Origin of the sequence: Pseudoclavibacter endophyticus, from assembly GCF_008831085.1 — a bacterium.
In the GTDB taxonomy this organism is placed as follows: domain Bacteria; phylum Actinomycetota; class Actinomycetes; order Actinomycetales; family Microbacteriaceae; genus Pseudoclavibacter; species Pseudoclavibacter endophyticus.
The window spans coordinates 48,716-71,655 of sequence record NZ_WBJY01000002.1 but is presented as its reverse complement, the minus strand read 5'-3'; the positions used below and the strand labels follow the sequence as shown (position 1 = coordinate 71,655).

Sequence of the window (22,940 nt, the reverse complement as noted above, 5' to 3'; positions counted from 1 at the left end):
GCCCGCAACGAAGAGGAACCACTCATGCTCACAGCCCTCATGCGCGGTGTCGACCAGCCGGTCTCGATCGAAGAGGTCGAACCGCTGCCGGCCGGCCCAACAGACCTTGTCGTCGAGATCGAGGCATCCGGTGTGTGCCACAGCGACATTTCGGCGATGCGCGGCTATCTGGGTCTCGCCAACCCGACGATCATCGGCCACGAGGTCTCAGGAACCGTCCTCGAGGTCGGTACGGAGGTACGAGGCTTCACGCCGGGCGACCGAGTCATCGGCAGTCTCGTTCCGCAGTGCGGCTCGTGCTCCTGGTGTCTCAACGGTCAGACGCACCTCTGCGCGACGACTATGAGCGTCCGCGAACGCGTGCGCGCCCGCACCTCGGACGGGCTGCCCGTCACCGCCATGCTCGGCCTCGGTGCCTTCGCCGAGCGCATGACGATCGACCAGCAGCTCGCGGTGAAGGTGAACTCGGACTTGCCCTCCGATCAGCTCGCCCTCATCGGCTGCGGTATTGCGACGGGGGCCGGTGCGGCGATGTTCACCGCGGGGGTGCGCCCCGGCAGCTCAGTCGCCGTCGTTGGCTGCGGCGGCGTCGGGCAGGCGGCGGTGCAGGGCGCGCGCATCGCGGGGGCGGCGCAGATCATCGCCGTCGACCCGATCTCCCTCAAGCGTGAGCACGCCCTGCGGAACGGTGCCACCCACGTCGTCGACCCGGCCGCCGGCGGCACCCCCGAGCAGGTGCGCGCCCTGACGCACGGTCGCGGCGTCGACGTCGCCATTGAGGTGGTCGGCATCCAGGCCACGGTCCTCGACGCGTACCACAGCGCCCGCCGAGGGGGCACGGTGGCGACGGTCGGCATCCCAGCGCCGGACACCACGATCAGCCTGCCCGCCACCGATTTCTTCCGCGCAGAGAAACGGGTCGTCGGCTCGTACTACGGATCCACGCAGGTGCGCACCGACTTCCAGAAGTTCGCCGACCTCATCGAGGCCGGACGCTTCGACGCGGAGAGCATGATCACGCACCACTACCGGCTGCCGGACGTGCAGCAAGCGTTCGACGATCTCGAGGCCGGCGGCGTCGTGCGTGGCGTCATCCGCCATGACTGAGCGCGCTCCCCGACCGCAACGAAACCGTTCGCAGCAGCGATTTCAGCCGCTCAGCCTCCTCGGCGTCGAGCGGCGAGCACAGTTCGCGGTGCACCGTTTCGGCGCGTGGCGTCAGATCCGCGAGCGCGCCGTGCGCCGCGGGCGCCAGGCAGACGACGTTGCGCCGCCGGTCGCGTTCGTCCGGTGTCACGACCACGATGTCCTGACGCCGGAGTCTCGAGATCACGTCGGCCGCGGTCGACGTGTCGAGCGACGCGAGCGAGCTGACCGTCTTCTGATCGAGCGCCCGGCCGGCGAGCGCGCACATGACGGCGTACTGCGTCGGAGTCGCGGCCCCGCCGACATGCGCCGACCAAAGGCGCTGATGCCGTTGCTCGGCCCGACGCAGCAAGTGGGTGGCCGTGGTCGGCAACGGCAGCACTCCTGCGCCGGGGTTCGCCGGCGGTTCCGCTCGAAGCTTCGGGGCGTCGGCGTACGCGACGGTCGCGAGCAGCCGTATGAGGTCGTCGCGCACCGCCTCGTCGAGATCCCGCAGCAGGCGCTCCTGCACGCTCCGCACCTGCTCGGTGATCACGTGCAAGCCCACCTGAGCCGGCGGCGTCAGCGTGAGCGCCCGTCGCCGTCCATCGTGGGTGGCCCGGCCGCGTTCGATCCAGCTGTTGGCCTCCAGTCGGGAGATCACATCGGCCGAGGTCGACCGGTCGAGCGCCGCGAGTTGATCGACCATCGTACGCGGAGCATCCGGATACGCCGCGACGACCGTGAGGATGGCGTACTGGGCCCCCGTGATGCCGCTTCCGACGAGGTCGCTCCAGTGCAGCGTGTGCAACTGCTGCGTGCGGCGAAGCAGGTGACCGAGCGACGACGCGAGTGGCGAGGACAGCGGCTGCTCGACGCCCGACTGGAGGCTTTCCGGTGCCGGCACGACCGCCTCAACTTCCTCGAATCCGAATGCACGTTCCGACGAGCGTCGCGATCTCCCCTCAGACACGCGTCCATTTCCCGTCATTCCTCACAATGACAGACCCCCGCAATGAAAGGCAACGAAGCCATGAATCGCAACGCTCGAGGCGCCCTCAGCGCCATCGCCGTGGTCGCCGCGGCCGCGCTCGCTCTCACAGGATGCGCGCGCGGTCCCGCGGGTGACGACGGAACCAGCCCCGGCATCACCGACGACAGCATCACGCTGGGCATCACGACACCCCTCAGCGGCAACACGGCCGGCCAAGGTGTCTGCTCCGTCGCCGGCCTGGCCGCCTATTTCGGCGCCAAGAACGCCGAGGGCGGCATCGCCTTCGGGGATGGGAAGACGCGCACGGTCGAGATCGAGGCGCTCGATGACACCTACGACCCGCAGAAGGCGAAGGCCAATTACGACCAGCTCAAGGACAGCGTCTTCGCCATGACGGCCGGAATCGGCACGCCAACCAACCGCTCGTACCTGAGCGCCGCGATCGCCGACGAAGTGCCGCAGGTCCTGCTCATGTCGGGAGACCCGATCTTCAACGATCGGGAGGAAAGCCCATGGCAGCTCGGCTTCGTGCCCACGTACATCAACGAGGGCGCGGCATTCGGCGAGCAGCTCGCCGGCTCGAGTGATGACCACGAGGTCGCCGTGCTCTATCAGAACGATGACTACGGCCTCGGGTACCTGGAGGGGTTCAAGGAGGCCGTCGCCGACGCCGCCAACGTAGAAATCGTGCAGGAGCAGTCCTACGAGTCGACCGATATCTCTGTCGATGCGCAGGTGACGGAGATGGCCGCGACCGGCGCGGACGTCGTACTCGCCGCCGTGCCGATCAACCCGCTCATGATCGGGGCGATGCAGAAGGCGCAGAGCCTCGGTTGGATGCCCAGCTGGCTGTTGCCCTCCAACACGTCGAGCCCATCGGTGATTCTCGAGCCCGGCGGCGCGGAGAACTATCCCGGCGTGTATTCCGTGGCATTCGCCGTCCCGTTCGACGCCCCGGAGTACGCGGATGACCCGGAAGTGCAAGGCTTCCTCGCGAATCTGGAAGCGCACGGCGACTACGCCGATGTGCCGCCGTTTCCGCACTGCGCGTGGAGCTACATGATCGCCGCGACCCTCGACCAGGCGTTCCAAGACATGGGGCAGCCGACGCGCTCGTCGTTCATGGAGGCGTTGCGCTCGATCGATGACTTCCAAGCGCCGCTCATGCTGCCGGGCACCTCGATCAGCACGACGGAAGACGGCCAGCCCGCCGTCTCGTCGGTGGTGGTCCAGAAATACAACGGCTCGGGGTACGACACCGTCGAGTCGTGGGACGAGGGATGACCGGCGTGCAAGCGGCCCGTCGGCGAGGCGCCGTCGCGCTCCGGCCCATTCACTTGAGAGAGGAATTTCCACAATGAGTCACGAGACCCTGCAGGACGTCATCGACGGAACCACCGACTTGGTCGCCCATTTCCGTTCGTCGAAGATCGGCAAGCACGTCTATCCCGTCGTGCCCGCAGAATTCACGAACTGGATGAGCGAGCAGCTCGCGTGGCGCAACAGCGTCGCGCTGTTCGATCAGACCCACCACATGGACAACTTCTTTATCCAGGGCCCGGATGCGCTGAAGCTCGTCTCCGATACCGGCATCGGGTCGGTCGCGAACTTCGACATCGACCGTGCGAAGCAGTTCACGACGACCGCACCGAACGGGCGGGTGATCGGGGATGGGATCATGTTCCGCGAATCCGCCGACTCGTTCACGTTCGTCGGGCGTGCTCCGACCGTCAACTGGCTTTCGTATCAGGCGGAGGTCGGCGGGTATGACGTGGAGACGGTGATCGACCGCCGTTCGCCGTCTCGCCCCCGCGGCCCGGCCTCCCGGCGGCTGTTCCGGTTCGAGGTGCAGGGCCCGCTCGCCTGGCAGGTGCTCGAGAAGCTCCACGGCGCCGAGATCCCCGAATCGCGTTTCTTCCGCATGGGGCACATCTCGATCGATGGACTGCAGGTCCGCACGCTCCGCCACGGCGTCGCGGGACAGCCCGGCCTCGAGCTGTGGGGACCGTACGACGAGCACGACCGGGTGCGGGATGCGATTCTTGCGGCGGGCGCCGAGTTCGGCATGCTCAGCGTGGGTTCCCGGGCCTACCCGTCGGTGAGCGGAGAAGTCGGATGGATTCCCTCACCGCTTCCCGCGATCTACACGGGGGAGGAACTGGCCGATTACCGCCGCTGGCTTCGTGCCGACAGCTTCGAGGCGGTCGGATCGATCACGGGGAGTTTCGAGTCGGTCAACGTCGAGGACTACTACCTGACGCCGTGGGACCTCGGCTACGGACGCTTCGTCAAGTTCGACCACGACTTCCATGGCCGCGAAGCGCTCGAGCGGCTCGACACGGAGAGGCAGCGCGGCAAGGTCACCCTCGAGTGGAACGCCGAAGATCTCACCCGCGTGATGGGCACGCTGTTCGACCCAGCAGCGCCGACGTACAAGTTCTTCGACCTGCCCAATGCGACGTACGGCACGGCAAACTACGACGCCGTACGCAACACCGACGGCGATCTCGTGGGGTTCTCGACGTACACGTCGTACTCCTACAACGAACGGCGGGCCCTTTCGCTCGGCATCGTCGACGCGGACATCGAGATCGGCACCGAACTCGAGCTCGTGTGGGGGGAGCCCGGTGGCGGTCGCGACCTCGTCGTCATACCGCCGCACGAGCAGACGACGATTCGGGCGGTCGTTCGGCCGGCGCCCTACTCGGCCGACACCCGTCAGTCATATGAGGGCGGAGGCCGGTGGCGCAACGCTGCGCGGCGGTAGCACCGTCGCCAACGACCGCGGCCCGGCCGGTGCGAAACCGGCCGGGCCGCGGTCGTCGCGGGGCGTGCGACTAGCCGAAGGACTCGACGTTGTCGAAGCCCTGCCCGTTGTACTTCTGCACGATGACCGTCGAGACGGCGGGCTGGCCGTCTTCCGTCGTGTTGACCGACGTGCCATCCAGCATCAGCGGCGCCTGGAAGTCGCTGATCTGCATCAGGTGCTCCATGAAGTTCGCGCGCGTCGGCTCGGTCATGTTCTGGAATGCCTGCTCGAGCGTCGCGCCGATCATGTAGCTCCACATGCAGTGCGGGAACTGGGGCACACCGGCCTGATCGGTGTGCTCCTCGAGGTTCGTGAGGAACTCCTGCACGTCCTCATCCTCGGCGTATTCGGGCGAGGCGGGCGCCTTCGCGAACGCCACCGAGTAGACGCCGGGGAAGGTCTCCGCGCCGGCGGGCTCGAGGATGGCGCCCGGGCTCGACGTGTTGGATGGCTGGAACCAGCTGGGCGACCATCCGAGCTGCTTCGCCTGCTCCATCGCCGTGATCACAAGCGGGGTGATCGACATGGCGTTGAAGATGACGTCGGCGCCCGTTGCGGCGAGCTCGGTCATCTGCGCGTTGACGGTCGTGTCGGTGGCCTCGTAGGTCAGCTCGCCGACGATCTCGATGTTGTCGACTCCCTCGATCTCCTCCTTGAAGCCCTCGACGTAGCCCTCGCCGAAGTCGTCGTTCTGGGACAGGATCGCGACCTTGTGCTCCTCGCCCGAGTTCGCCAGCAGCTCGCCGAACGCGGCGCCCTCGTTCTGATAGATCGGCACGAAGCCGAGCTGCCAGGGGCTCGCCTCTCGGTCGCTGAAGATCGGGTCACCGGTCTGGACGAGCACCTGCGGCACCTCATCGCTGATCGCCGCCTCGAGCCACGCGCGGTTGGTCGGCGTGCCGAGGCCCGACGTCATCGCGAAGACGCTGTCCTTCAGCTGGTCGTAGTTGGCCTTCGCCTTCTGCGGGTCATAGGTGTCGTCGAGCGCTTCGATCTCCACCGTGCGCGTGTTGCCGTCACCGAAGGTGACGCCGCCCTCGGCGTTGACTGCACCGAAGTAGGCCCTGATGCCGTCCACGGTGCAGTTGCCGGGACCGGCCGTTCCGCCGCTGAGCGGCGTCGTGATGCCGAGGGTGATGCTCGTGTCGGTGATGCCGGGGCTCGCCTCGCCGCCCTCGCCGCCGCCGGCGGGTCCGCGCGCGCATCCGGTCAGCGCAAGCGCCGCCACGGCCGCGAGCGCGACGCCGTTGATGAACGTCTTCCGTCGCTTCGTGTGGTTCATGCTGGGTCTACCTTTCTGGGGTGGTGCCGTCTGACGGCGGGCGCGTCGATGCGCCGCCCTCATCCGAGGACGCAGTTGTCGATGACGATGATGGTGTGGATGCTGTCGGTTTGGCCAGGCCCGCGGCGCCCTCCGGACCGGTCGGCACGGCCGGCGGTGGAGCAGCGCCCGGTGCCCCGGGTCTCGAGCCGCCGCCGCGCCGGCGTGTGAGGCGTTTGATGAGGCGCGGCAGCGTGACGACGCCGCCCGGCAGCACGAACAGGACGACGAGCAGGATGATGCCCTGCAGCAGCGCCGTCGCGTTGGGGTTGATGGCGTTCGTGAGCTGCGGAACGAACACGTAGTAGGCACCACCGATCACGGAACCGACGATGCTGCCGGCTCCGCCGATGACCATCGCGGCGAGCAGCGTGATGGAGTGGTGGAACGCCATCGTCTCGGGCGACGTGTATTCGACGACGAACATGTAGAGGAAGCCGCTGAGGCCGCCGATGATCGACGCCACGGTGAACGCGAGCACCTTGTAGTTGTAGGGCGAGATGCCCATCGACTTGGCGACGTTCTCGTTGCCCTTCACGATCGCGAAGGCACGGCCGTACTTGCCCCGGACGAGGTTGCGGGTGAGGAGAAAGGCTGCCGCGCCGATGATGAGGACCACGTAGAGCTGCCACTGGTCCTTGTAGAGACCGGTCCAGTCAGGCGCCTGGCCGAAGCTCGCCGAGATGCCCTGCGACCCGCCCGTGAAGTCGCCCATTCGCTTGGCGAGGGGCAGGCCGATGATGGGCAGCGCGATCGTCACCATTGCGATGGCCAGGCCGCCGAGCCGTGCGGCGGGCAGGGCGATGAGCAGGCCGACGAGGCCGGGGATGATCATGCTCAGCAGGAACGTGATGACGATGTGCCAGCCCTGCTCTTCGCCATAGGCGGTGACGTAGGCGCCGAGGCCGAGGAAGAAGATCTGGCCGAGCGACACCTGGCCGGTGTAGCCCATGACGACGTTAAGACCGAGCACGGCGACGGCGAAGACCACAACGCGGGCGAGCGTCTGGTTGGCGAGCTCGGGCAGCATGAGCGGCAGAGCAAGTATGACGACCGCGACGACCGCGATGACGACGGGCGTGAACCACGGGCGCTTCGTGATGCCCTCGGCGTTCGCGATCGCGATCGCGCCGGTGTTGGTCTTCCGGGTTGTGTTGGACATCAGACGCGCACCACCGATTTCCGGCCGAAGAGGCCCTGTGGTCGAACGACGAGCACGACGAAGATGAGGATGAACGGCACCGCGATCTTGAGGTCGTGGCCGATGAATCCGACGTAGACCGCCGCGAGATTCTCGAGCACCCCGATGATCCAGGCCGCGACGACGACGCCCAACGGGCTCGACAGGCCGCCGAGGATGACGGCGGCGAGCGCGTAGACGAGCGCATTGTCCATCATGCCCGGCGTCAAGGTGAGCGACGGGGCGACGAGGGCTCCGGCCACGGCACCGAGGGCGGCCGCGATGCCCCATCCCGCCATGAGGAGACGCCCGACAGGCAGGCCCGACAGTGCCGCGGACTGGGGGTTGATCGACACGGCGCGCAGCGCGAGGCCGAACTTCGTGCCCATGAGCAGCAGTTGCAGCAGCAGCATGATCGCGACGATCGCCACGATCGTGCCGATCGAGCGCACGCTGAGGGCGGCGCCCGCGACATTGACGGTGTCGAGCGGGAAGAGCGAGGGCATCTGGTGGTTGTTGTACGACCAGATGAGCCCGCAGAAGCCCGTGATGAGGGTGAGCAGGCCGATCGTCGCGACGACGGCGGTGTCGGGTTCGCCGCCCTCGAATCGGCGCATGAGCCCGCGCTCGATGGCGGCGCCGATAACGAACGACAGCACCATCGAGATGATGATCGCCAGGATGAGGGGCACGCCGGTGCCCAGGAACCACCAGGCGAGGTAGGCCGAGAGCACGGCCATGCCGCCCTGTGCGAAGTTGATGAGCCCGGTGGCCTGATTGACGAGCACGATCGCGAGCGCGAGCGCCGCGTAGATCGAGCCGGTCGAGAGGCCGTCGACGACGAGCTGTATGAAGGTCCCCATCGGTCAGCCTCCCAGGTACGCGCGACGGATCTCGTCCATCGACTTGAGCTCTTCGGATGCCCCGGTCAGCACGCTGCGCCCCGTCTCGAGCACCGTGGCGGTGTCGACGAGGTCGAGCGCGAGGTTGGCGTTCTGCTCGACGACGAGCATGGCGATATCCGATTCCTGTCGCAGCCGGGCGATCGCCTGGTACACCGACTTCGCCGTGCCGGGCGCGAGCCCGAGCGACGCCTCGTCGAGCATCAGCAGCTTCGGCCGCGCCATGTAGGCGCGCGAGATCGCGAGCATCTGCTGCTCGCCGCCGGAGAGGGCCGAACCGGCCGACGTGTACCGGGCCTTGAGATTGGGAAACAGGTCGAGCAGGTAGTCGATGTCGCTGCTGACCTTCGCACGGTCCTTGCGCAGGTAGGCGCCGACCCGCAGATTCTCTTTCACGCTCAGCCCCGCGAACGTGCCGCGGCCCTCCGGCACGTGCGCGATACCGATTCCCGCGATGCGATCGGGGCCCATCCCCCGGATCTCGCGGCCTTCGAAGCGGATGGACCCACCCGCGCGCACCATGCCGCAGATCGCGCGCAGCGTCGTGGTCTTGCCGGCGCCGTTCGCGCCGAGGATGCCGACCGCGCCGCCATCGGGCACGGAGAGCGAGACGCCGTCGATGACCTGGACCGGGCCGTACGAGGCCGTGATGTTCTCGAGCTCAAGCAGCGTCATCGACCTCGTCCTTCCCGAGGTAGGCCTCGATCACCCGCGGGTCGGACTGTGCCTCGGCGGCGGTGCCCTCCATGAGCTTGGCGCCGTGGTCGAGCACGACGACGCGCTCGGTCAGGGCCGAGATAACGCCCATGTTGTGCTCGACGATGACCACGGTGATGTCGTCATTGTCGCGGATGCTGCGGACGGTTTCGATGAATTGCTGCACCTCGGAGTGGGGCAGGCCGGCCGCGGGCTCATCGAGGAGCAGCAGCCGCGGCTTCGACATGAGCGCCCGGCAGAGCTCCACAGCCTTGTGCAGGCCGTGCGAGAGCTCGTCGGCGGTGTTGTCGATGGCCCATCCGAGGCCCGTGCGCTCGAGGAGGGTCCCCGCCTCGGCGCGGAGCTTGCGCTCGCTGCGCCACGTGTGCGGCAGGCGGGCTGCCCACTCGACGGGCCCGCCCGGGAGCCTCGTGTGCGCCCCGAGCATGACGTTCTCGAGCACGGTCTCGCGAAGCTGCAGACCCGGATGCTGAAAGGTGCGCGCGAGACCGTGCTTCGCGAGGGTCGACGGCCGCACCCCCGCGACCTCGGCGTCGTCGATCGTGATCGAGCCGCTGTTCGGGCGGTAGTGACCGCTGATGCAGTTGAAGAGCGAGGTCTTGCCCGCGCCGTTCGGCCCGACGAGGCCGAAGATCTGGCCGGGCTCGACCTCGAATCCGACGTCGTGCAAGACCGTGATGCCGCCGAACCGCAGCGTCACGTCTCGCAGGGTCAGTCGCGCCGCCATTGAGCACCTTTCGGGAAACCGCAACAGTGCGGGTCCGGGGCGGCCGACCTTGGTCACCCCGGGCGGGTCAGAATCGGGTGATTCGTCGCACGGTACTTCATTGTCAACGATTTTGGCGCGAGTCCGTGTCGAACTCGAACATCGATGCCAATGCGTGACCGTGGTACGGCGGGATGCTCGCTCACGTTCGCGTGGCTCGCGGCGTTTTGCGGGCATCCGAGTAACAGGTCCTCAAGCTACGCGCCCCCCACGACACCGCGAGCACTTTCGTCCGTTGAACGGATAAATCACGGGCGCACCTGCCTAGGTTGAGGGCATGGCGAGAGGTTCAGCGGGGCGATCGGCCCTCCAGCAGCACCTGCGCGTGCTCGACGCGTTCGACGCGCTCAACCCGACGCGCACCCTGACGGAGATCACGCGGGTGACCGGGATGCCGCACTCGACCGCGCACCGCATCGTCGGCGAGCTCGTGCGCGAGCGGCTCCTCGAGCGCGGGCCGGAGCGCACCTACCGCCTCGGTCTGCGGCTGTGGGAATACGGGGCGCGAACGCCGGGCGTTGTGGGCCTGCGCGAGGCGGCGCAGCCGTGGATCGCCGCCGCGAACTCGCGACTCCGGCAACACGTGCAGCTCGGTGTGCGCGTCGACACCGACGTGCTGTTCATCGAGCGCATGTCGGCCAACGACAGCGTCGTCAACGCGTCGCTCGTCGGCGGTCGCGTGCCGCTTCACGCCTCGTCGAGCGGGCTCGTCCTGCTCGCATTCGGGCACCGCTCGATCGTTGAGGATGTCATCGCCACGGGCATGCGCCGGCTTACTCCGCACACCATCGTCGAGGAAGGCGAGCTGCGCCGGACGCTTCGGCGCATCCGGAACGATGGCTTCGGCGTGACACACGGACACATTCATCTCGAGTCGATGGGCGTCGCCGTGCCCGTGTACGGGGCCGACGGCGTCGTCAGCGCGAGCATGGGCGCCGTGGTCAAGAACACCGAGGGCACGCCGATGGCCGTCATCGAGATTCTGAACGTCGCCGCGGCCGGCATGACGCGCACGCTGCAGCAGCAGGGCGGGCAGCCGTCCCTCGGACCGCCCGGAAGCGGCAACGTCTCGCAGCGTTCGTGGGAGGTCATCGAGACGGTGCATCGGTCCCGCGCCGACCGGGCGTCGCGCGGAACGGCGGGGGGACGCTGAAGGCGCGCGGGCGGGCGTGACCGAGCACCACCGGGCACCACCGAGCGCAACCGAGCGCAACCGAGCGTGACCGAGCACCACCGAGCGCAACTTGCTGCGCCGGGGTGCTGCCGATTACCACGGGTGACTACCAAAACGGACGGGTGCTACCGAATGTTCGGTAGCACCCGTCCGTATTGGTAGCCATACCTCGGGCGGCGACGCGCGCCTCCGCCGGAGCGCCCGGCCCGGAGCGCCCTACAGCTTGCCGGTGGTGCGCCAGCCGCCCTGGTACTCGCCGCGCGCCGTCTCGGCGTACGGCACGGGGCTCACGATGGCGCGCACGGCGAGCTGCTCGTGCGGCTCGACCGTGGTCTTGCCCGACCCGCCGTCGGGCTCGCCCCAGACCACGCGGACCTCGGCGCCCTCCGGCACGTCACGGTGGACCGTCGCGAGCGACAGGCCGCGCTTCTCGTTGGCGGTCACGCCGGTGAAGAGCGAGAGGCCGATCGTGTTGTCATCGGCGTCGATGACGGCGTCGAAGTTCGACGAGCCGTAGTTCGCATTCGGAAGGTCGAAGAACTGGTACCCGGGACCTTCGCGGTCGATGACCGAGGTGAGGATCTTGGCGAGGTCTTCGTCGTTCCAGGCGAGCGTGACCTTCTTGCGCTGCTGCTCCGGGTCGAGCTTCTCGAGCGCGTCGCGGCCGATGAAGTCGTGGTCGAACTTCACGAACGAGCCGTAACCGAGCTCCCACGGGTTGAGGTAGTAGTCCTCGATGTCGTCCGAAACGAACGAGCCGGCGACCGCGTTGATCGCCTCGTAGCTCGTGACGGGCAGCCACTCGCGGTAGGCGCGCTCCGCCTCGCTCGAGTAGATAGCGGGGAGCGGCGAGGGGATCCAGCCCGACTCGAGCGTGTTCGACGAGTACGCGCGTGAACCGCAGGGCTCGATGCCGAACTCGGCGCCGGCCTCGAGCACGGCGTCGCGGATCTTGCCGTGCTGCTCGTACGGGCCCCAGATCTCGAGCCCGGGTGCGCCGGCCATCCCGTGGCGCAGCGTGTGCACGCGCTCACCGGCGATCGTCATCTCGCCCATGTGGAAGAACCGCACCTTCTCGACGGTGCCGCCGGCGAGCTTCTCGATGATGTCCCAGGCGCGGGGGCCCTGGATCTGGAAGCGGTAGTACTTGCGCGTTACGGCCTGGCCGTAGGGGCGCGAGGGCGAACGGTCGTCGTAGGTGAACTCGACGTTGTACCCGCCGGTCTCGGCGTGGAACTGCAACCAGTTGGCGCCGGGGGCGCGACCGACGTAGACGTAGTCGTTCTCGGCCTCGCGGAAGAGGATGCCGTCGCCGATGACGCCGCCGTTGGAGGCGGTCGGCACGAACTGCTTCGCGGTGTTGACGGGGAAGTTGGCGAACGAGTTGACGCCCGTGTCGCTCAGCAGCTTGAGTGCGTCGGGGCCCGACAGGAAGAAGTTGACCATGTGGTGGGTCTGGTCGTAGAGCACGGCCGTCTCGCGCCATGCCTTCTGCTCACGGCGCCAGTTCGAGAACTCCGCCGGAACCACCGGATAGATGTAGGTGCCGAGCCTCGAATTCCGAAGCAGTTCGACGGTGTTGCCGTGCTCGTCCAGCAGCTCTTGCAGGTTGTTTGCCATGCGTCTTCTCGACCTCCATGTCGCGATGCCCTCGAGCGGACGGGATCGTCCGCGTGCATCCTTTGCGAATCGTCGCCAAAATTGTATGCAGAATCTTGACCATTGCGCCAGGGGTGTGGAAGCCTGATCGCGACGTCGCTTGCCGCGAGAATGCCGCTTGCCGCGAGACAGGAGAGCCATGGCCGAGTTCACCCCTTCATTGCTTGTCGTGAGCGCCCACGCGGGCGACTTCGTGTGGCGCGCGGGCGGCGCGATCGCCAAGGCGGCGATGCGCGGCGAGCGCGCGACCGTCGTGTGCCTCAGCTACGGCGAGCGCGGCGAGTCGGCGAGCAAGTGGCTCGCCGGCAACTCCCTCGAAGAGATCAAGGCGATCCGCCGCGACGAGGCCACGGCCGCGGCGGCCGCACTCGGTGCCGAGATCGAGTTCCTCGACATGGGCGACTACCCGCTCGTCGAGACGCCCGAGGCCATGACGCGCCTCGTCGACGTCTTCCGCCGTGTGCAGCCGACGGTCGTGCTCACGCACACCCTGGCCGATCCGTACAACGGCGATCACCCCGCGGCGGCGCGCATGGCCCTGCAGGCGCGCGTGCTCGCGCAGGCGATCGGCGTGCCGAACGCCGACGGATCGGTGCCGACGAAGGACGAGATCATCGGGGCACCGCCCGTGTTCTTCTTCGAGCCGCACCAGCCCGAGCAGTGCGACTTCCGACCGAACCTGCTCCTCGACATCACCGATGCGTTCGAGCGCAAGCGCGCCGCCATGGAGTGCCTTCCGGCGCAGACCCACATGTGGGAGTACTACACGCAGCTCGCGATTCGTCGCGGCGTGCAGCTCAAGCGCAACGCCGGTCCGAACCTGGGCCTGCCGCACGACACGATGGGCGAGGCCTACGTGCGCTACTACCCCCAGGTCACCGAGGAGCTCTCGTGAGTGATCACGTGATCGTCACCGACATCGCGCGCGCCGACGCATCGACGGTGGAGGCCCTTGCCGAGTTCGGCGCCGCGACCGTGCACGAGGCGATGGGCCGTATCGGGTACGCGGGCCCGCGCATCCGCCCCATCCAGCAGGGAACGGCGATCTCCGGCAGCGCCGTCACGGTGCTCGCGGCGCCGGGCGACAACCTCCTGATCCACGCGGCCATTGAGCAGGCACAGCCGGGCGACGTGATCGTCGTCGTGCCGAAGGCGGAATCGCCCTACGGCTACATCGGCGACCTCATGGTGACGCAGATGCACGCACGGGGCGTGCGCGGGTATGTCACGACCGGCGGCGTCCGCGACACCGCCGAGCTGCGCGAGATGGGCTTCCCCGTCTGGACGGCGCACGTCTCCGCGGAGGGCACCGTGAAAGACACGCCCGGCTCGGTGAACGTGCCGGTCGTGCTCGACGGGGTCGTCGTGCACCCCGGCGATGTCGTCGTGGCCGACGACGACGGCGTCACGATCGTGCCCCGCGAGCGCGCCGACGCCGCGCTCGACGCCTCGCGTAGACGCGTGGCGAAAGAGGCCGGCGACCGCGAGGCCTACGCGGGCAGCGAGCTTTCGATGGACCGCAAGGGCCTGCGCTCGGTCATCGCCGATCTCGGCATCCGCACGCTCACGCAGGCCGAGTACGAGGCGGAGCGGCGGGGAGCGGCCACACCCTCATGACCGAGGCCGACGGCATCCCGTGCCTGCTCATGCGTGGCGGCACGTCGAAGGGCGCGTTCTTCCTGCCCGAGGACCTGCCCGCCGACCCGGCCGCGCGCGACGACCTGCTGCTCCGGATCATGGGCACGCCCGATGTCAAGCAGCTCGACGGCATCGGCGGCGCCACGACCCTGACCTCGAAGGTCGCGATCGTGCGGCCGAGCGACGAGGCTGGCATCGACCTCGACTACCTCTTCCTGCAGGTCGGCGTCGACGCCCCGACCGTTTCGGCGATGCAGACGTGCGGCAACATCCTCGCGGCGGTCGGTCCGTTCGGCATCGAGCGCGGCCTCGTTCCGGCGGATGCTCGCGAGACCACCCTGCGCATCCGCCTCAGCAATACCGGTGACGTCGCGACGGCGAGACTGCAGACGCCGGGGGGCGCCGTCACGTACGACGGTGACGCTTCGATCGACGGGGTTCCGGGCACCGCTGCCCCGGTCGAGCTCATGGTCGAGCGCGCCACTCCCCTGCTTCCGACGGGCAACGTCGTCGACGTGCTCGACCTCGGAGAACCGGGCCGCCAGCGAGTCACCATCATCGACATCGGCATGCCGGTCGTCCTGCTGCGCGCCGACGAGCTCGGACTCGACGGCACCGAGTCTCCAGAGCGCCTCGAGGCGAATGCCGATCTCGTTGCCCGCGTCGAACAGGTCCGCCTGCTCGCCGGTGGGGCATTCGGCCTCGGCGACGTGACCGAGCAGAGTGTGCCGAAGATGATCATCGTCTCGCCGCCCCGGCACGCCGGGGACGTGACCGCGCGGGCCTTCGTGCCGCACCGCGTCCACACCTCGATCGGCGTCCTCATGGCCGCCTCGGCCGCTGCGGCGACCCGCATACCGGGTACGGTTGCTCACGAGGTCGCCGGAGCCGATGGCAGGACCGCGCCGGCCACGGGCGCAGGGGCGGGAGACTGCGAGGGCGCCGGGCGCGACGTCGTCGTCGAGCACCCCGCCGGTTCGCTCGCCACCACGGTCTCCGTGACCCGCGACGACGACGGCACATGGCGCGGGGCGTCGACCTCCACGCGCACCGCGCGCAAACTGTTCGACGGCCGGGTGTTCGCCCGCTTGGCGCACCAGGACCGCTGACGCGCACGCCGAACCGTCGCCCACCACACACCACCGACCACGACGTCAGAGAGGACCATCGCATGGCCACCCCGGATCAGTTCGAGATCGCCCACCTGGGCGCCGTCGAACTCTTCACCCCCACGTTCGACGAGAGCCTGCACTTCTTCCGCGACCTGCTCGCGATGCGCGAGGTCGCCCGCATCGGCGACTCGTCATACCTGCGCTGCTGGGACGAGTATCAGCTCTACACGATCAAGCTCACCGCGTCGGAGACGAACGGCGTCGGCCGCACGCTGTTCCGCGCCTCGAGCGAGGAGGCGCTGCAGAACAGGGTCGCCGCAATCGAGGCGGCCGGTCTCGGCCGCGGGTGGCGCGAGCCAGAGGTCGGCATCGGCCGCTCGTACGAGTTCGAAGACCCCGACGGCCACACGATGGCCATCTACTACGACACCGAGCGCTACGTGCCGGACGACCAGGACCGACCGGCCCTCAAGAACCAGGCGTCGAAGTTCCCGGGCTACGGCGTCAACGCCCGCCGCATCGACCACATCAACTACCTCGCGTCCGACGTCGACGCGGCCGGCGAGTTCTGGCGCGACGTCATGCGCTCGCGCGAGTCAGAGCGGGTGCGCCTCGACAACGGCAGCATGGCGGCGTGGTGGTTCCGCTTCCACCAGAAGTCGTACGACGTCGTCTACTCCGACGACTGGTCGAAGCAGCGCGGTCGCTTCCACCACCTCGCGTTCTCGCCCGACACCCGCGAGGACATCCTCAAGGCCGCCGACATCTTCCTCGAGAACGGCGTCTACATCGAATACGGCCCCTACAAGCACGCCATCAACCAGACGTTCTTCCTGTACGTGTGGGAGCCCGGCGGCAACCGCATCGAGTTCGCCAACGCCGGCGCACGCCTGCTCGCCGACCCGGACTGGCCGGTCGTCGAGTGGAGCCAGGCCGAGCGCGCCCGCGGCCAGGCGTGGGGGATGAAGACCGTCGCGACGTTCCACACGCACGGCACCCCGTTCGTCGAAAACCAAGAGGAGATCGACCGCCAGGCGCTCGAGGGCAAGCACTAGGCGTATGGGGCCAGGTGGTTATTGACGCTGGCCCGAGCGACGGCTGCGGGAGGGCGTCCATCGTGTGGTGACGCGGCCATCTGATGGCAGGTCAGGAAGGAACCGCAGGAGGCGAGCCCGCCCGACCGTTGGCCCGAAGGGTCGCCAAGGCGGAGACGGTTGCATAGCCGCGCCATTCGAGGCTTGCGGCCGGGGAAGAGCTGGTGAAATCCACGTGCCATCCACCGTCGGCTTGCTGTCCGTCCTCCAAGCGATTCAGGTCGGCCGTGACGGCGACGGCGTCAGCAGGAGGCGGAGCCGTGGGCCGTCGACGTTCGCGACACTCTGGCCGCGAGTTCACCGCAGGACCGAGGTGCGCTCCATCGATCACTGTGGACGGTATCGCGATGAGCTCGCTCAGATCGAACCGCTGATCTCTCAACTCGCGGGCGGGTATGCCCAGCAGCGCGTGCGCTGCGCCCGGCCGCAACCTCAACCCCCAGGTGACGCCACCGCTCGTCGACGAAGCGATCGTCGCCGTGGTGTCCGCGCCGGCGAACACGAATCGCTCCTCGGACCACATGAGGTCCATGACTCCGTCGGGAAGGATGCGTCGACTGCCAGGTTCGGCCTCGACACGCGACAGCAACGCCCCAGTACGAGGAGCGCGCCGAGCCGTATAGCTGCCCATGTCTCGCCCCCCTTCGTTCGTGCCGCTTCTCGTTCACTCCGTGCACCAGTGTCCGGACGTGGACAACGTCATGGCCAGAAGGCACTAGGCGGCCCCAAGCCCGGCCGACACGGCGAAGGACAGGAACATGCCGATGATGACCGTGCCGTACAAGAAGGCCAGCACCGAGTTGATCGAGGCGAACACCCGCACCCGCGGGGCGACCAGCGAGAAGTCCGTACTCGAGTAGGCGGTCGCGAACTGCACGGCCACGAAGACGAAGTCGCTCATGCGGCGCTCGCTGCTCCGCAGCGCGCCGCCGTCGGCGTGCCGGGGCTCCGGGAAGCGCACCGCGTCGCGCAGGGCCCACTCGCGCAGATAGGTCGTCGTGAAGCTCGTCACCATCATGATCCAGCCCCCGATCAGACCCGCGAGCGCGCCCACGGCGAGCGTGAGGTCGGAGGTGAATTCCGGAGCCAGCACGAGGGCGACGACGCCCACGAGCGCGGCGAAAGCGGCCGACACGGGGAACGTGATCTCGTCACCGCCCAAGAGGTAGAGCGCGATCCGGCGCTGCGACGAGATGGCGGCCGAGTCGCTGGCGACGCGCCTGAGCGCGTCGCCCCGGTAGCGGCGGAAGACGACCAGTGTGAGGACGGCATAGCTGCTGCCGTAGACGAAGAGCATGGCGCCGATGAGGGCCAGCATCTCGAGCGACTCGGCATACGGCGACTCGACGCGCTTGAGAAGCTCGGCATCCGCGGCGGCGAGGTACGCGACCGTCCCAGCGCCCAGCAGCGCGCAGGTGAGCAGGAGGCAGAGGGCGTGACGCCACACGTCGATGGCGAGCCGCGGCGTCGTCGGCGCCTGTCCGGCCTGGCCGACCGCGGCCCCGACCTCGTCCCCCATGACTGCCCTCTTCCCTCGCCGACGACAAAGGCCCGATCGGTGCAGAACGAGTCTGCGCCGTGATCGGGCCCGTCGCGCGGTAGCTGAGGCGGGATTCGAACCCGCGACCTCACGATTATGAGTCGTGCGCTCTCACCAACTGAGCTACTCAGCCACGTGGCGCTATGAAACCGCGCCGTGACGATGCGGCGCTGGACGCTGCATCGTGGAGCCCCGAGTCAGGATTGAACTGACGACCCCTTCCTTACCATGGAAGTGCTCTACCACTGAGCTATCGGGGCGAGATGCTCCGCGGGCTTGTGGCCCGCAAAAGCACCGGACGAGCATAGCAGCTCTCGAAAGCGCGCTTGCACGTCGGTGGGTTCACGTTCCTGTGTCCTGCCGGACGCTAGGCCGACACCGACGAGTCGGCGCGAACGACGACGGTCTCGGGCGAGTTGTGCTCCTGCAGGTAGGCGTACGGGTCGACCTGCACGCCCTCGACGTGGATCTCGAGGTGCAGGTGCGCACCCGTCGACGACCCCGTGTTGCCGACCTTGCCGACCTCGTCGCCGACCTTGACCGTGTCGCCGACCTTGACCGGGATCGAGCCCGTGAGCAGGTGGCCGTAGAGCGATGTGATGCGCTCGCCATTGATGATGTGCTCGACCTCGACGTAGACGCCGAGACCACCGTTGTCGGTCTCGTGCACCGTGACGACGGTGCCGTCGGCGATCGAACCGATCGGCGTGCCCTCACCAGGGGTCATGTCGATGCCCTTGTGATCGCTCGAGCAGCCGGAGCAGGGGGCGTTGCGCGAGCCGAAGTAGTCGGAGATCACGACACCCTCGGGGAACGGCCACTGCACGGCCGCCATGGGATCGTTCCAGTACGTGCTCGGGTCTGGCCGTTGGATGCCGAACATCGTGTTGTAGGCCGTCGCGCTGCCCATCGTCGCGACCGCGTAGCCGGGCTCGCGACCGGAGTCGGCCGAGGCCGTCTCGACGTCGGCGGCGGCCGAGCCGACGCTCAGGGACTGCGCCCCGCCTGCGGCGCCGATAGCCGCGTCAGCCGCCTGCTGTGACTGCTGGTCGGAGTTGTTCGCGACAGCCGGAAGGGTCGTGGCGACAGCGACGGTCGCGGCGAAGCCGAGGGCCGTGAGGCCGGCCGTGCCGCGCAGCGCGGCGCCGCGGCGGGTGTTGCCGCCGCGGTCGCGCTTGACGCGCACGAGGGCACGCTTCGATCCCGTACGGACGGGAGCGATGTGCGTCAGCGCGGCCTGGTTGCGGCGAAAGCTCAGCGGAAGCTCGACATCGGCCTGCACGACGCCGTCTCCAGCCTCGGCGTCGGCCTCGAGGGCGGCGACGGGCGTGATCGCCGGCGTGACGGCAACGGCGGCGGGAACGACGACGGCCGGAAGCGTGCGGGCGTCGCCGACCTTGGCCGGCGCAGAGGGGGCGGATGCCGCCGCGGCGGTGGCCGTGGCGGTCGCCGGCGCGGCGGTGATGGCCGACGCAGCGGCGCGGCGGGCGGCGCGGCGCGTCAGCGGCGCCACCTCGGATGCGTCGCCACGGCCGTCGGACGATGGCGAGACCGCGGTCGATGGGGAGGTCACGGTCGATGGCGACGCGGCGGGAGAGGCCGCGGGCGTCGGCGTGACGGGGGTGGCCTCCGGAGCCGCGGGGCCCCGTTCAGCGGCACGCCGTGCGCGGCGGGAGGCGTAGGCGAGCGGAGCCGCGGCGGCATCGGCGTCGGTGCGCGCATGGGGCTCGGACCGGGCCGCGGGGGGCGACGCGGCAGTGCGGGCCGCGGACTCGGCGGCGAGCGCAGCGCGGCGTTCGGCTTCGCGGATCTCTCGACGTGTCATGGCGCCAGCGGGAGCTGCTGCCGTGCTCCGGGAGAGTTCCTGTTCCAAACCGATTCCTTTACTAACGAGGTGCGACTACGAAAGAATAACGGAAAGGTCACAGAACGGTCAAGGTTGCGTGCGTGTCGCCTGGGAACGGTGCGCACTCCCTGAGAAGTCGTGCGCCCGGTTCACTGCGTCGGTGCCCGTGGACCCTCATCGGCGGGCGCGAAGCCCGGAGCGATGAGCCGCCGGAACGAGTCCGCGATGCCCGGCGCCGTCGCGACCGTCAACGTGCGCCCCTCACGATCCGCGCCGTGCCCGACGCCGCGCCCGGAGACGACGGCACCCGATTCGCGGGCGATGAGGGCACCGCCCGCGTGATCCCACGGCCAGGTGCCCGACTCAAAGTAGGCGTCGAGCCGGCCGCACGCGACGGCGCACAGGTCGAGCGCCGCGGCGCCCATGCGCCGCAGGTCGCGGAACTCGCCGGCGATCTGCGCCCACGCGCTCGCCTGCCGGCGCCGGTCGGCCGCGTCGTAGCTGAACCCCGTGGCCACGAGTGATTGGCCGAGCTCGGTGACGGACGAGGCGCGGATGGGCTCGTCGTTTCTCGTCGCACCGCCGCCGGCGGTCGCCGTATAGGTCTCGCCGAGTGCGGGCGCGTGTACGACGGCCGCGAGGGTCGCGTAAGCCGCGGGCTCACTCGAGGGCTCGCCGACGACGGCCGCGATCGAGATCGCGTAGTTCGGGAAGCCGTAGAGGTAGTTGACGGTTCCGTCGATCGGATCGACGACCCAGACGATGCCGGTCGACGAGGCGGCGGGGTCAGTTTCTTCGCCGTAGAAGCCGTCGCCGGGGCGCAGCTCGGCCAGGCGATCTCGGATGAGAGCCTCGGACTCACGATCGGCGGCGGTCACGACGTCGACGGCCGAGGACTTCGTCGCCGCCACGGCGACCCCCTCCCTTCGGCGACGCATCACGAGCTCGCCTGCCTCGAGCGCGACGGTGCGCGCCGTCGCGGCGAGCTCCGCGAGGTCGACCGCCGGCAGCGAGGCGGGATCGGCGGCGGGTTCGGTCTCGCGGGGGCACGTCACGCGGCGAGCGTAGCAATGCCGGGCGATGTCACCGCGTCGGCCCTGTTCCCGCCGCACGAGACCCCGGGCACGCATCTGCATCCTTCTGTGTTTTTCTGTGGTTCTGTTGTTTTTTTCGCCCCCCGGACGTACGCTCTCGGCATCGCACGACGAGGGAGCCCTGCATGTACGCACCGGAACGGCAACGGCTCATCGCCGAGGTCGTCGCGAACCATGGGCGCGCATCCGTCGCCGACCTCGCCGAGCGCCTCGGCGTGACACCCGAGACCGTGCGGCGCGACCTCGACGCGCTCGAGACGACCGGCGCGCTGCGCCGCGTTCACGGCGGTGCTGTCGCCGCCGACCGCGATGCGACGACCGAGCGGCCCCTGGGCGAGCGCGAGGGCGAGCATCTGCGGCAGAAGCGCGCAGCGGCGGATGCCGCGATGCGCTTCATCCCGAGCAACGCGCGCTGCAGCGTGCTGCTCGACGCGGGCTCGACGACCGCCGTCATCGCCGAACGCCTCGCGGCGATGCCGGCCCGCAGCGTCGAGGGTCTGACCGTCATCTGCAACTCGTTCCAGATCATTCGACGTCTCGCGGCCCACCCGTCGATCGGCATCGTGACCCTCGGCGGACGCCTCCGCAGCGTCACGGGCGCCGCCGTCGGGCCCATCACGCTCGATCAGCTCGGCGCTCTCCGGCCGGACGTCGCGATCGTCGGCACCAACGGCATCAGTGCGGACTTCGGATGCTCCACCCCCGATCCCGATGAGGCGGCCGTCAAACGGGCCATGGTGCGGAGCGCCGCCCGCCGCATCATCGCCGCCGACTCGTCGAAGTTCGATGAAACCTCCTTCGTCAGGTTCGCGTCGCTCGACGACCTCGACGCGGTCGCGACCGACGAGGCTCCGACAGGCGATCTCGCGGCAGCGCTCGCGGTCGCGGGGGTCGAGGTCGTGACGCCATGATCGTGACGCTGACCGCCAATCCCGCCATCGACCGCACCGTCGTGATCGACGAGCCGCTGCGACGCGACGCCGTGCACCGCGCCAGCCGGACAAGTGATCAGGCGGGCGGCAAGGGCGTCAACGTCTCCCGCGCCCTGGTCGCATCCGGGGCTGCGACGGTCGCGGTCTTTCCGGCGGCGTCCGATGACCCGTTCACGCTCGCCGTGCGCGAGGAGGGTCTTCCCCACGTGGCCGTGCCGATCGCGGGCCGAGTGCGCACGAACATCGCAATCACCGAGCCCGACGGTACGACGACCAAGATCAACGAGCCCGGCCCGGAACTCGACGTCGTCGCGCGCGAGCGGCTCGTCGAGGCGATCGTCGAGGCGTGTCGCGGTGCGAGGTGGCTCGTGCTCGCCGGTTCGCTCCCGCCCGCCGCACCGCCGCTGCGGTATGCGCGCATCCTCGAGACGGTGCGCGCCCGCCTCGGCGACGGCGCCCCGCGTATCGCCGTCGACAGCTCGGGGCCTCCTCTGAGCGACTTGGTCCTCGGGGGCCTGCGCGTCGATCTCATCAAGCCGAACGCGCACGAACTCGCCGAGCTCCTCAACCGGGCGGACCACCTGACGAGCCGGAGCGACTGGCTCGAGGGCGACGCGCTCGAGGCCGACCTCGGAACGGCCGTCGACGCCGCCGGACGGGCGCTCGACCTCGGGTGCGGTGCAGTGCTGCTGACCCTCGGCGGGACGGGGGCCGTCTACGTCGACCGCGCCACGGCGCTCGTCGCGTCGCCCCCGCCGATCAGGGTCGCGTCGACCGTCGGCGCGGGCGACGCCTCACTCGCGGGCTTCCTCCTCGCGCACGGGGAAGGCGCCTCGCCCGCGGGCGCGCTCGCGCAGGCCGTCGCCCACGGCGCCGCGGCGGCATCGCTCCCGGGCTCGACGCTCCCGTCGCGCGCGCAGACCCATCCGGAGGCGGTGCGCGTCGAGGCGTGGTGCAGCCCGGTTCTCCCCGCCGACGACCAGGCGGTCGGCGGCTCCGCAACTCCCCGTTCCGACGCATCCGGCGTCGCCCAGTAG

21 protein-coding genes and 2 tRNA genes are annotated in these 22,940 nt (G+C 69.1%); 10 read left to right on the top strand and 13 right to left on the bottom strand.

Going from position 1 to position 22,940, the window contains the following annotated elements; genetic code table 11:
* Window positions 1-24: 24 nt before the first annotated feature.
* Complete coding sequence (locus F8O04_RS10035; RefSeq protein WP_158029256.1) at window positions 25-1,107, top strand: zinc-binding dehydrogenase; 1,083 nt, start codon at window positions 25-27, stop codon at window positions 1,105-1,107.
* Here the strand turns inward: F8O04_RS10035 and F8O04_RS10030 are convergent.
* Window positions 1,091-2,032: a MarR family winged helix-turn-helix transcriptional regulator gene (locus F8O04_RS10030; RefSeq protein WP_158029255.1), complete on the bottom strand. Its 942-nt coding sequence runs from the start codon at window positions 2,030-2,032 to the stop codon at window positions 1,091-1,093. The genes F8O04_RS10035 and F8O04_RS10030 overlap by 17 nt on opposite strands.
* A gap of 126 nt (window positions 2,033-2,158) precedes the next feature.
* On the opposite strand from F8O04_RS10030, the gene F8O04_RS10025 reads away from it, so the two are divergent.
* Window positions 2,159-3,403: an ABC transporter substrate-binding protein gene (locus F8O04_RS10025; RefSeq protein ID WP_158029254.1), complete on the top strand. Its 1,245-nt coding sequence runs from the start codon at window positions 2,159-2,161 to the stop codon at window positions 3,401-3,403.
* A gap of 73 nt (window positions 3,404-3,476) precedes the next feature.
* Window positions 3,477-4,886: a vanillate/3-O-methylgallate O-demethylase gene (gene ligM / locus F8O04_RS10020; RefSeq protein ID WP_158029253.1), complete on the top strand. Its 1,410-nt coding sequence runs from the start codon at window positions 3,477-3,479 to the stop codon at window positions 4,884-4,886.
* 70 nt (window positions 4,887-4,956) lie between these two features.
* Here the strand turns inward: ligM (F8O04_RS10020) and F8O04_RS10015 are convergent, their stop codons facing one another.
* From F8O04_RS10015 to F8O04_RS09995, 5 genes are read right to left on the bottom strand one after another with little or no spacing between them, the layout of a single operon-like run.
* Complete coding sequence (locus F8O04_RS10015; RefSeq protein WP_158029252.1) at window positions 4,957-6,210, bottom strand: ABC transporter substrate-binding protein; 1,254 nt, start codon at window positions 6,208-6,210, stop codon at window positions 4,957-4,959.
* 7 nt (window positions 6,211-6,217) lie between these two features.
* Entirely contained in the window at window positions 6,218-7,411 is a 1,194-nt protein-coding gene (locus F8O04_RS10010; RefSeq protein WP_158029251.1) for a branched-chain amino acid ABC transporter permease, read from the bottom strand.
* A complete protein-coding gene (locus tag F8O04_RS10005; protein ID WP_158029250.1) occupies window positions 7,411-8,292 on the bottom strand; it encodes a branched-chain amino acid ABC transporter permease in 882 nt (293 codons plus the stop codon). The genes F8O04_RS10010 and F8O04_RS10005 overlap by 1 nt, the downstream gene beginning before the upstream one ends.
* Window positions 8,293-8,295: 3 nt before the next feature.
* Complete coding sequence (locus F8O04_RS10000) at window positions 8,296-9,006, bottom strand: ABC transporter ATP-binding protein (protein WP_158029249.1); 711 nt, start codon at window positions 9,004-9,006, stop codon at window positions 8,296-8,298.
* Window positions 8,993-9,775: an ABC transporter ATP-binding protein gene (locus F8O04_RS09995; RefSeq protein ID WP_158029248.1), complete on the bottom strand. Its 783-nt coding sequence runs from the start codon at window positions 9,773-9,775 to the stop codon at window positions 8,993-8,995. Before F8O04_RS09995 ends, F8O04_RS10000 begins: the two co-directional genes overlap by 14 nt.
* Before the next feature lie 316 nt (window positions 9,776-10,091).
* Here F8O04_RS09995 and F8O04_RS09990 point away from each other — a divergent pair, with 316 nt between their 5' ends.
* Window positions 10,092-10,967 carry an IclR family transcriptional regulator gene (locus F8O04_RS09990; protein WP_158029247.1) on the top strand — a complete coding sequence of 292 codons (876 nt, stop codon included), beginning with the start codon at window positions 10,092-10,094 and terminating at the stop codon, window positions 10,965-10,967.
* 237 nt (window positions 10,968-11,204) lie between these two features.
* Here F8O04_RS09990 and ligM (F8O04_RS09985) read toward each other — a convergent pair whose 3' ends face one another.
* Window positions 11,205-12,608: a vanillate/3-O-methylgallate O-demethylase gene (ligM, locus tag F8O04_RS09985; RefSeq protein ID WP_158029246.1), complete on the bottom strand. Its 1,404-nt coding sequence runs from the start codon at window positions 12,606-12,608 to the stop codon at window positions 11,205-11,207.
* Window positions 12,609-12,786: 178 nt separating this feature from the next.
* Here ligM (F8O04_RS09985) and F8O04_RS09980 point away from each other — a divergent pair, with 178 nt between their 5' ends.
* From F8O04_RS09980 to F8O04_RS09965, 4 genes are all read left to right on the top strand, one after another.
* Window positions 12,787-13,542, top strand: a complete 756-nt coding sequence (locus F8O04_RS09980) for a PIG-L deacetylase family protein (protein ID WP_158029245.1) — start codon at window positions 12,787-12,789, stop codon at window positions 13,540-13,542.
* Window positions 13,539-14,264, top strand: coding sequence for a 4-carboxy-4-hydroxy-2-oxoadipate aldolase/oxaloacetate decarboxylase (locus F8O04_RS09975; protein WP_158029244.1), 726 nt, complete (start codon window positions 13,539-13,541; stop codon window positions 14,262-14,264). The genes F8O04_RS09980 and F8O04_RS09975 overlap by 4 nt, the downstream gene beginning before the upstream one ends.
* Window positions 14,261-15,394 carry a PrpF domain-containing protein gene (locus F8O04_RS09970; RefSeq protein ID WP_158029243.1) on the top strand — a complete coding sequence of 378 codons (1,134 nt, stop codon included), beginning with the start codon at window positions 14,261-14,263 and terminating at the stop codon, window positions 15,392-15,394. The genes F8O04_RS09975 and F8O04_RS09970 overlap by 4 nt, the downstream gene beginning before the upstream one ends.
* 62 nt (window positions 15,395-15,456) lie before the next feature.
* Window positions 15,457-16,452 carry a VOC family protein gene (locus tag F8O04_RS09965; RefSeq protein ID WP_158029242.1) on the top strand — a complete coding sequence of 332 codons (996 nt, stop codon included), beginning with the start codon at window positions 15,457-15,459 and terminating at the stop codon, window positions 16,450-16,452.
* A gap of 91 nt (window positions 16,453-16,543) precedes the next feature.
* On the opposite strand, the gene F8O04_RS15295 is transcribed toward F8O04_RS09965, so the two are convergent.
* The 6 genes from F8O04_RS15295 to F8O04_RS09935 form a co-directional block, all read right to left on the bottom strand.
* Window positions 16,544-17,122, bottom strand: coding sequence for a DUF6597 domain-containing transcriptional factor (locus F8O04_RS15295; RefSeq protein ID WP_373285869.1), 579 nt, complete (start codon window positions 17,120-17,122; stop codon window positions 16,544-16,546).
* 84 nt (window positions 17,123-17,206) lie between these two features.
* Window positions 17,207-18,010 carry a DUF1345 domain-containing protein gene (locus F8O04_RS09955; RefSeq protein ID WP_158029241.1) on the bottom strand — a complete coding sequence of 268 codons (804 nt, stop codon included), beginning with the start codon at window positions 18,008-18,010 and terminating at the stop codon, window positions 17,207-17,209.
* 80 nt (window positions 18,011-18,090) lie between these two features.
* A tRNA-Met gene (locus tag F8O04_RS09950) sits at window positions 18,091-18,164 on the bottom strand.
* Window positions 18,165-18,216: 52 nt separating this feature from the next.
* A tRNA-Thr gene (locus tag F8O04_RS09945) sits at window positions 18,217-18,291 on the bottom strand.
* Between the two features lie 107 nt (window positions 18,292-18,398).
* Window positions 18,399-19,856 (bottom strand): M23 family metallopeptidase, encoded by a 1,458-nt coding sequence (locus F8O04_RS09940; RefSeq protein ID WP_158029240.1) that lies wholly within the window; start codon window positions 19,854-19,856, stop codon window positions 18,399-18,401.
* Window positions 19,857-20,026: 170 nt separating this feature from the next.
* Window positions 20,027-20,932 (bottom strand): inositol monophosphatase family protein, encoded by a 906-nt coding sequence (locus F8O04_RS09935; protein WP_188726378.1) that lies wholly within the window; start codon window positions 20,930-20,932, stop codon window positions 20,027-20,029.
* A 164-nt stretch (window positions 20,933-21,096) separates the two neighbouring features.
* Between F8O04_RS09935 and F8O04_RS09930 the strand changes: the two genes are divergently transcribed.
* Both F8O04_RS09930 and F8O04_RS09925 read left to right on the top strand, forming a co-directional pair.
* Window positions 21,097-21,882, top strand: coding sequence for a DeoR/GlpR family DNA-binding transcription regulator (locus tag F8O04_RS09930; protein ID WP_158029238.1), 786 nt, complete (start codon window positions 21,097-21,099; stop codon window positions 21,880-21,882).
* Complete coding sequence (locus F8O04_RS09925; RefSeq protein ID WP_158029237.1) at window positions 21,879-22,940, top strand: 1-phosphofructokinase family hexose kinase; 1,062 nt, start codon at window positions 21,879-21,881, stop codon at window positions 22,938-22,940. Before F8O04_RS09930 ends, F8O04_RS09925 begins: the two co-directional genes overlap by 4 nt.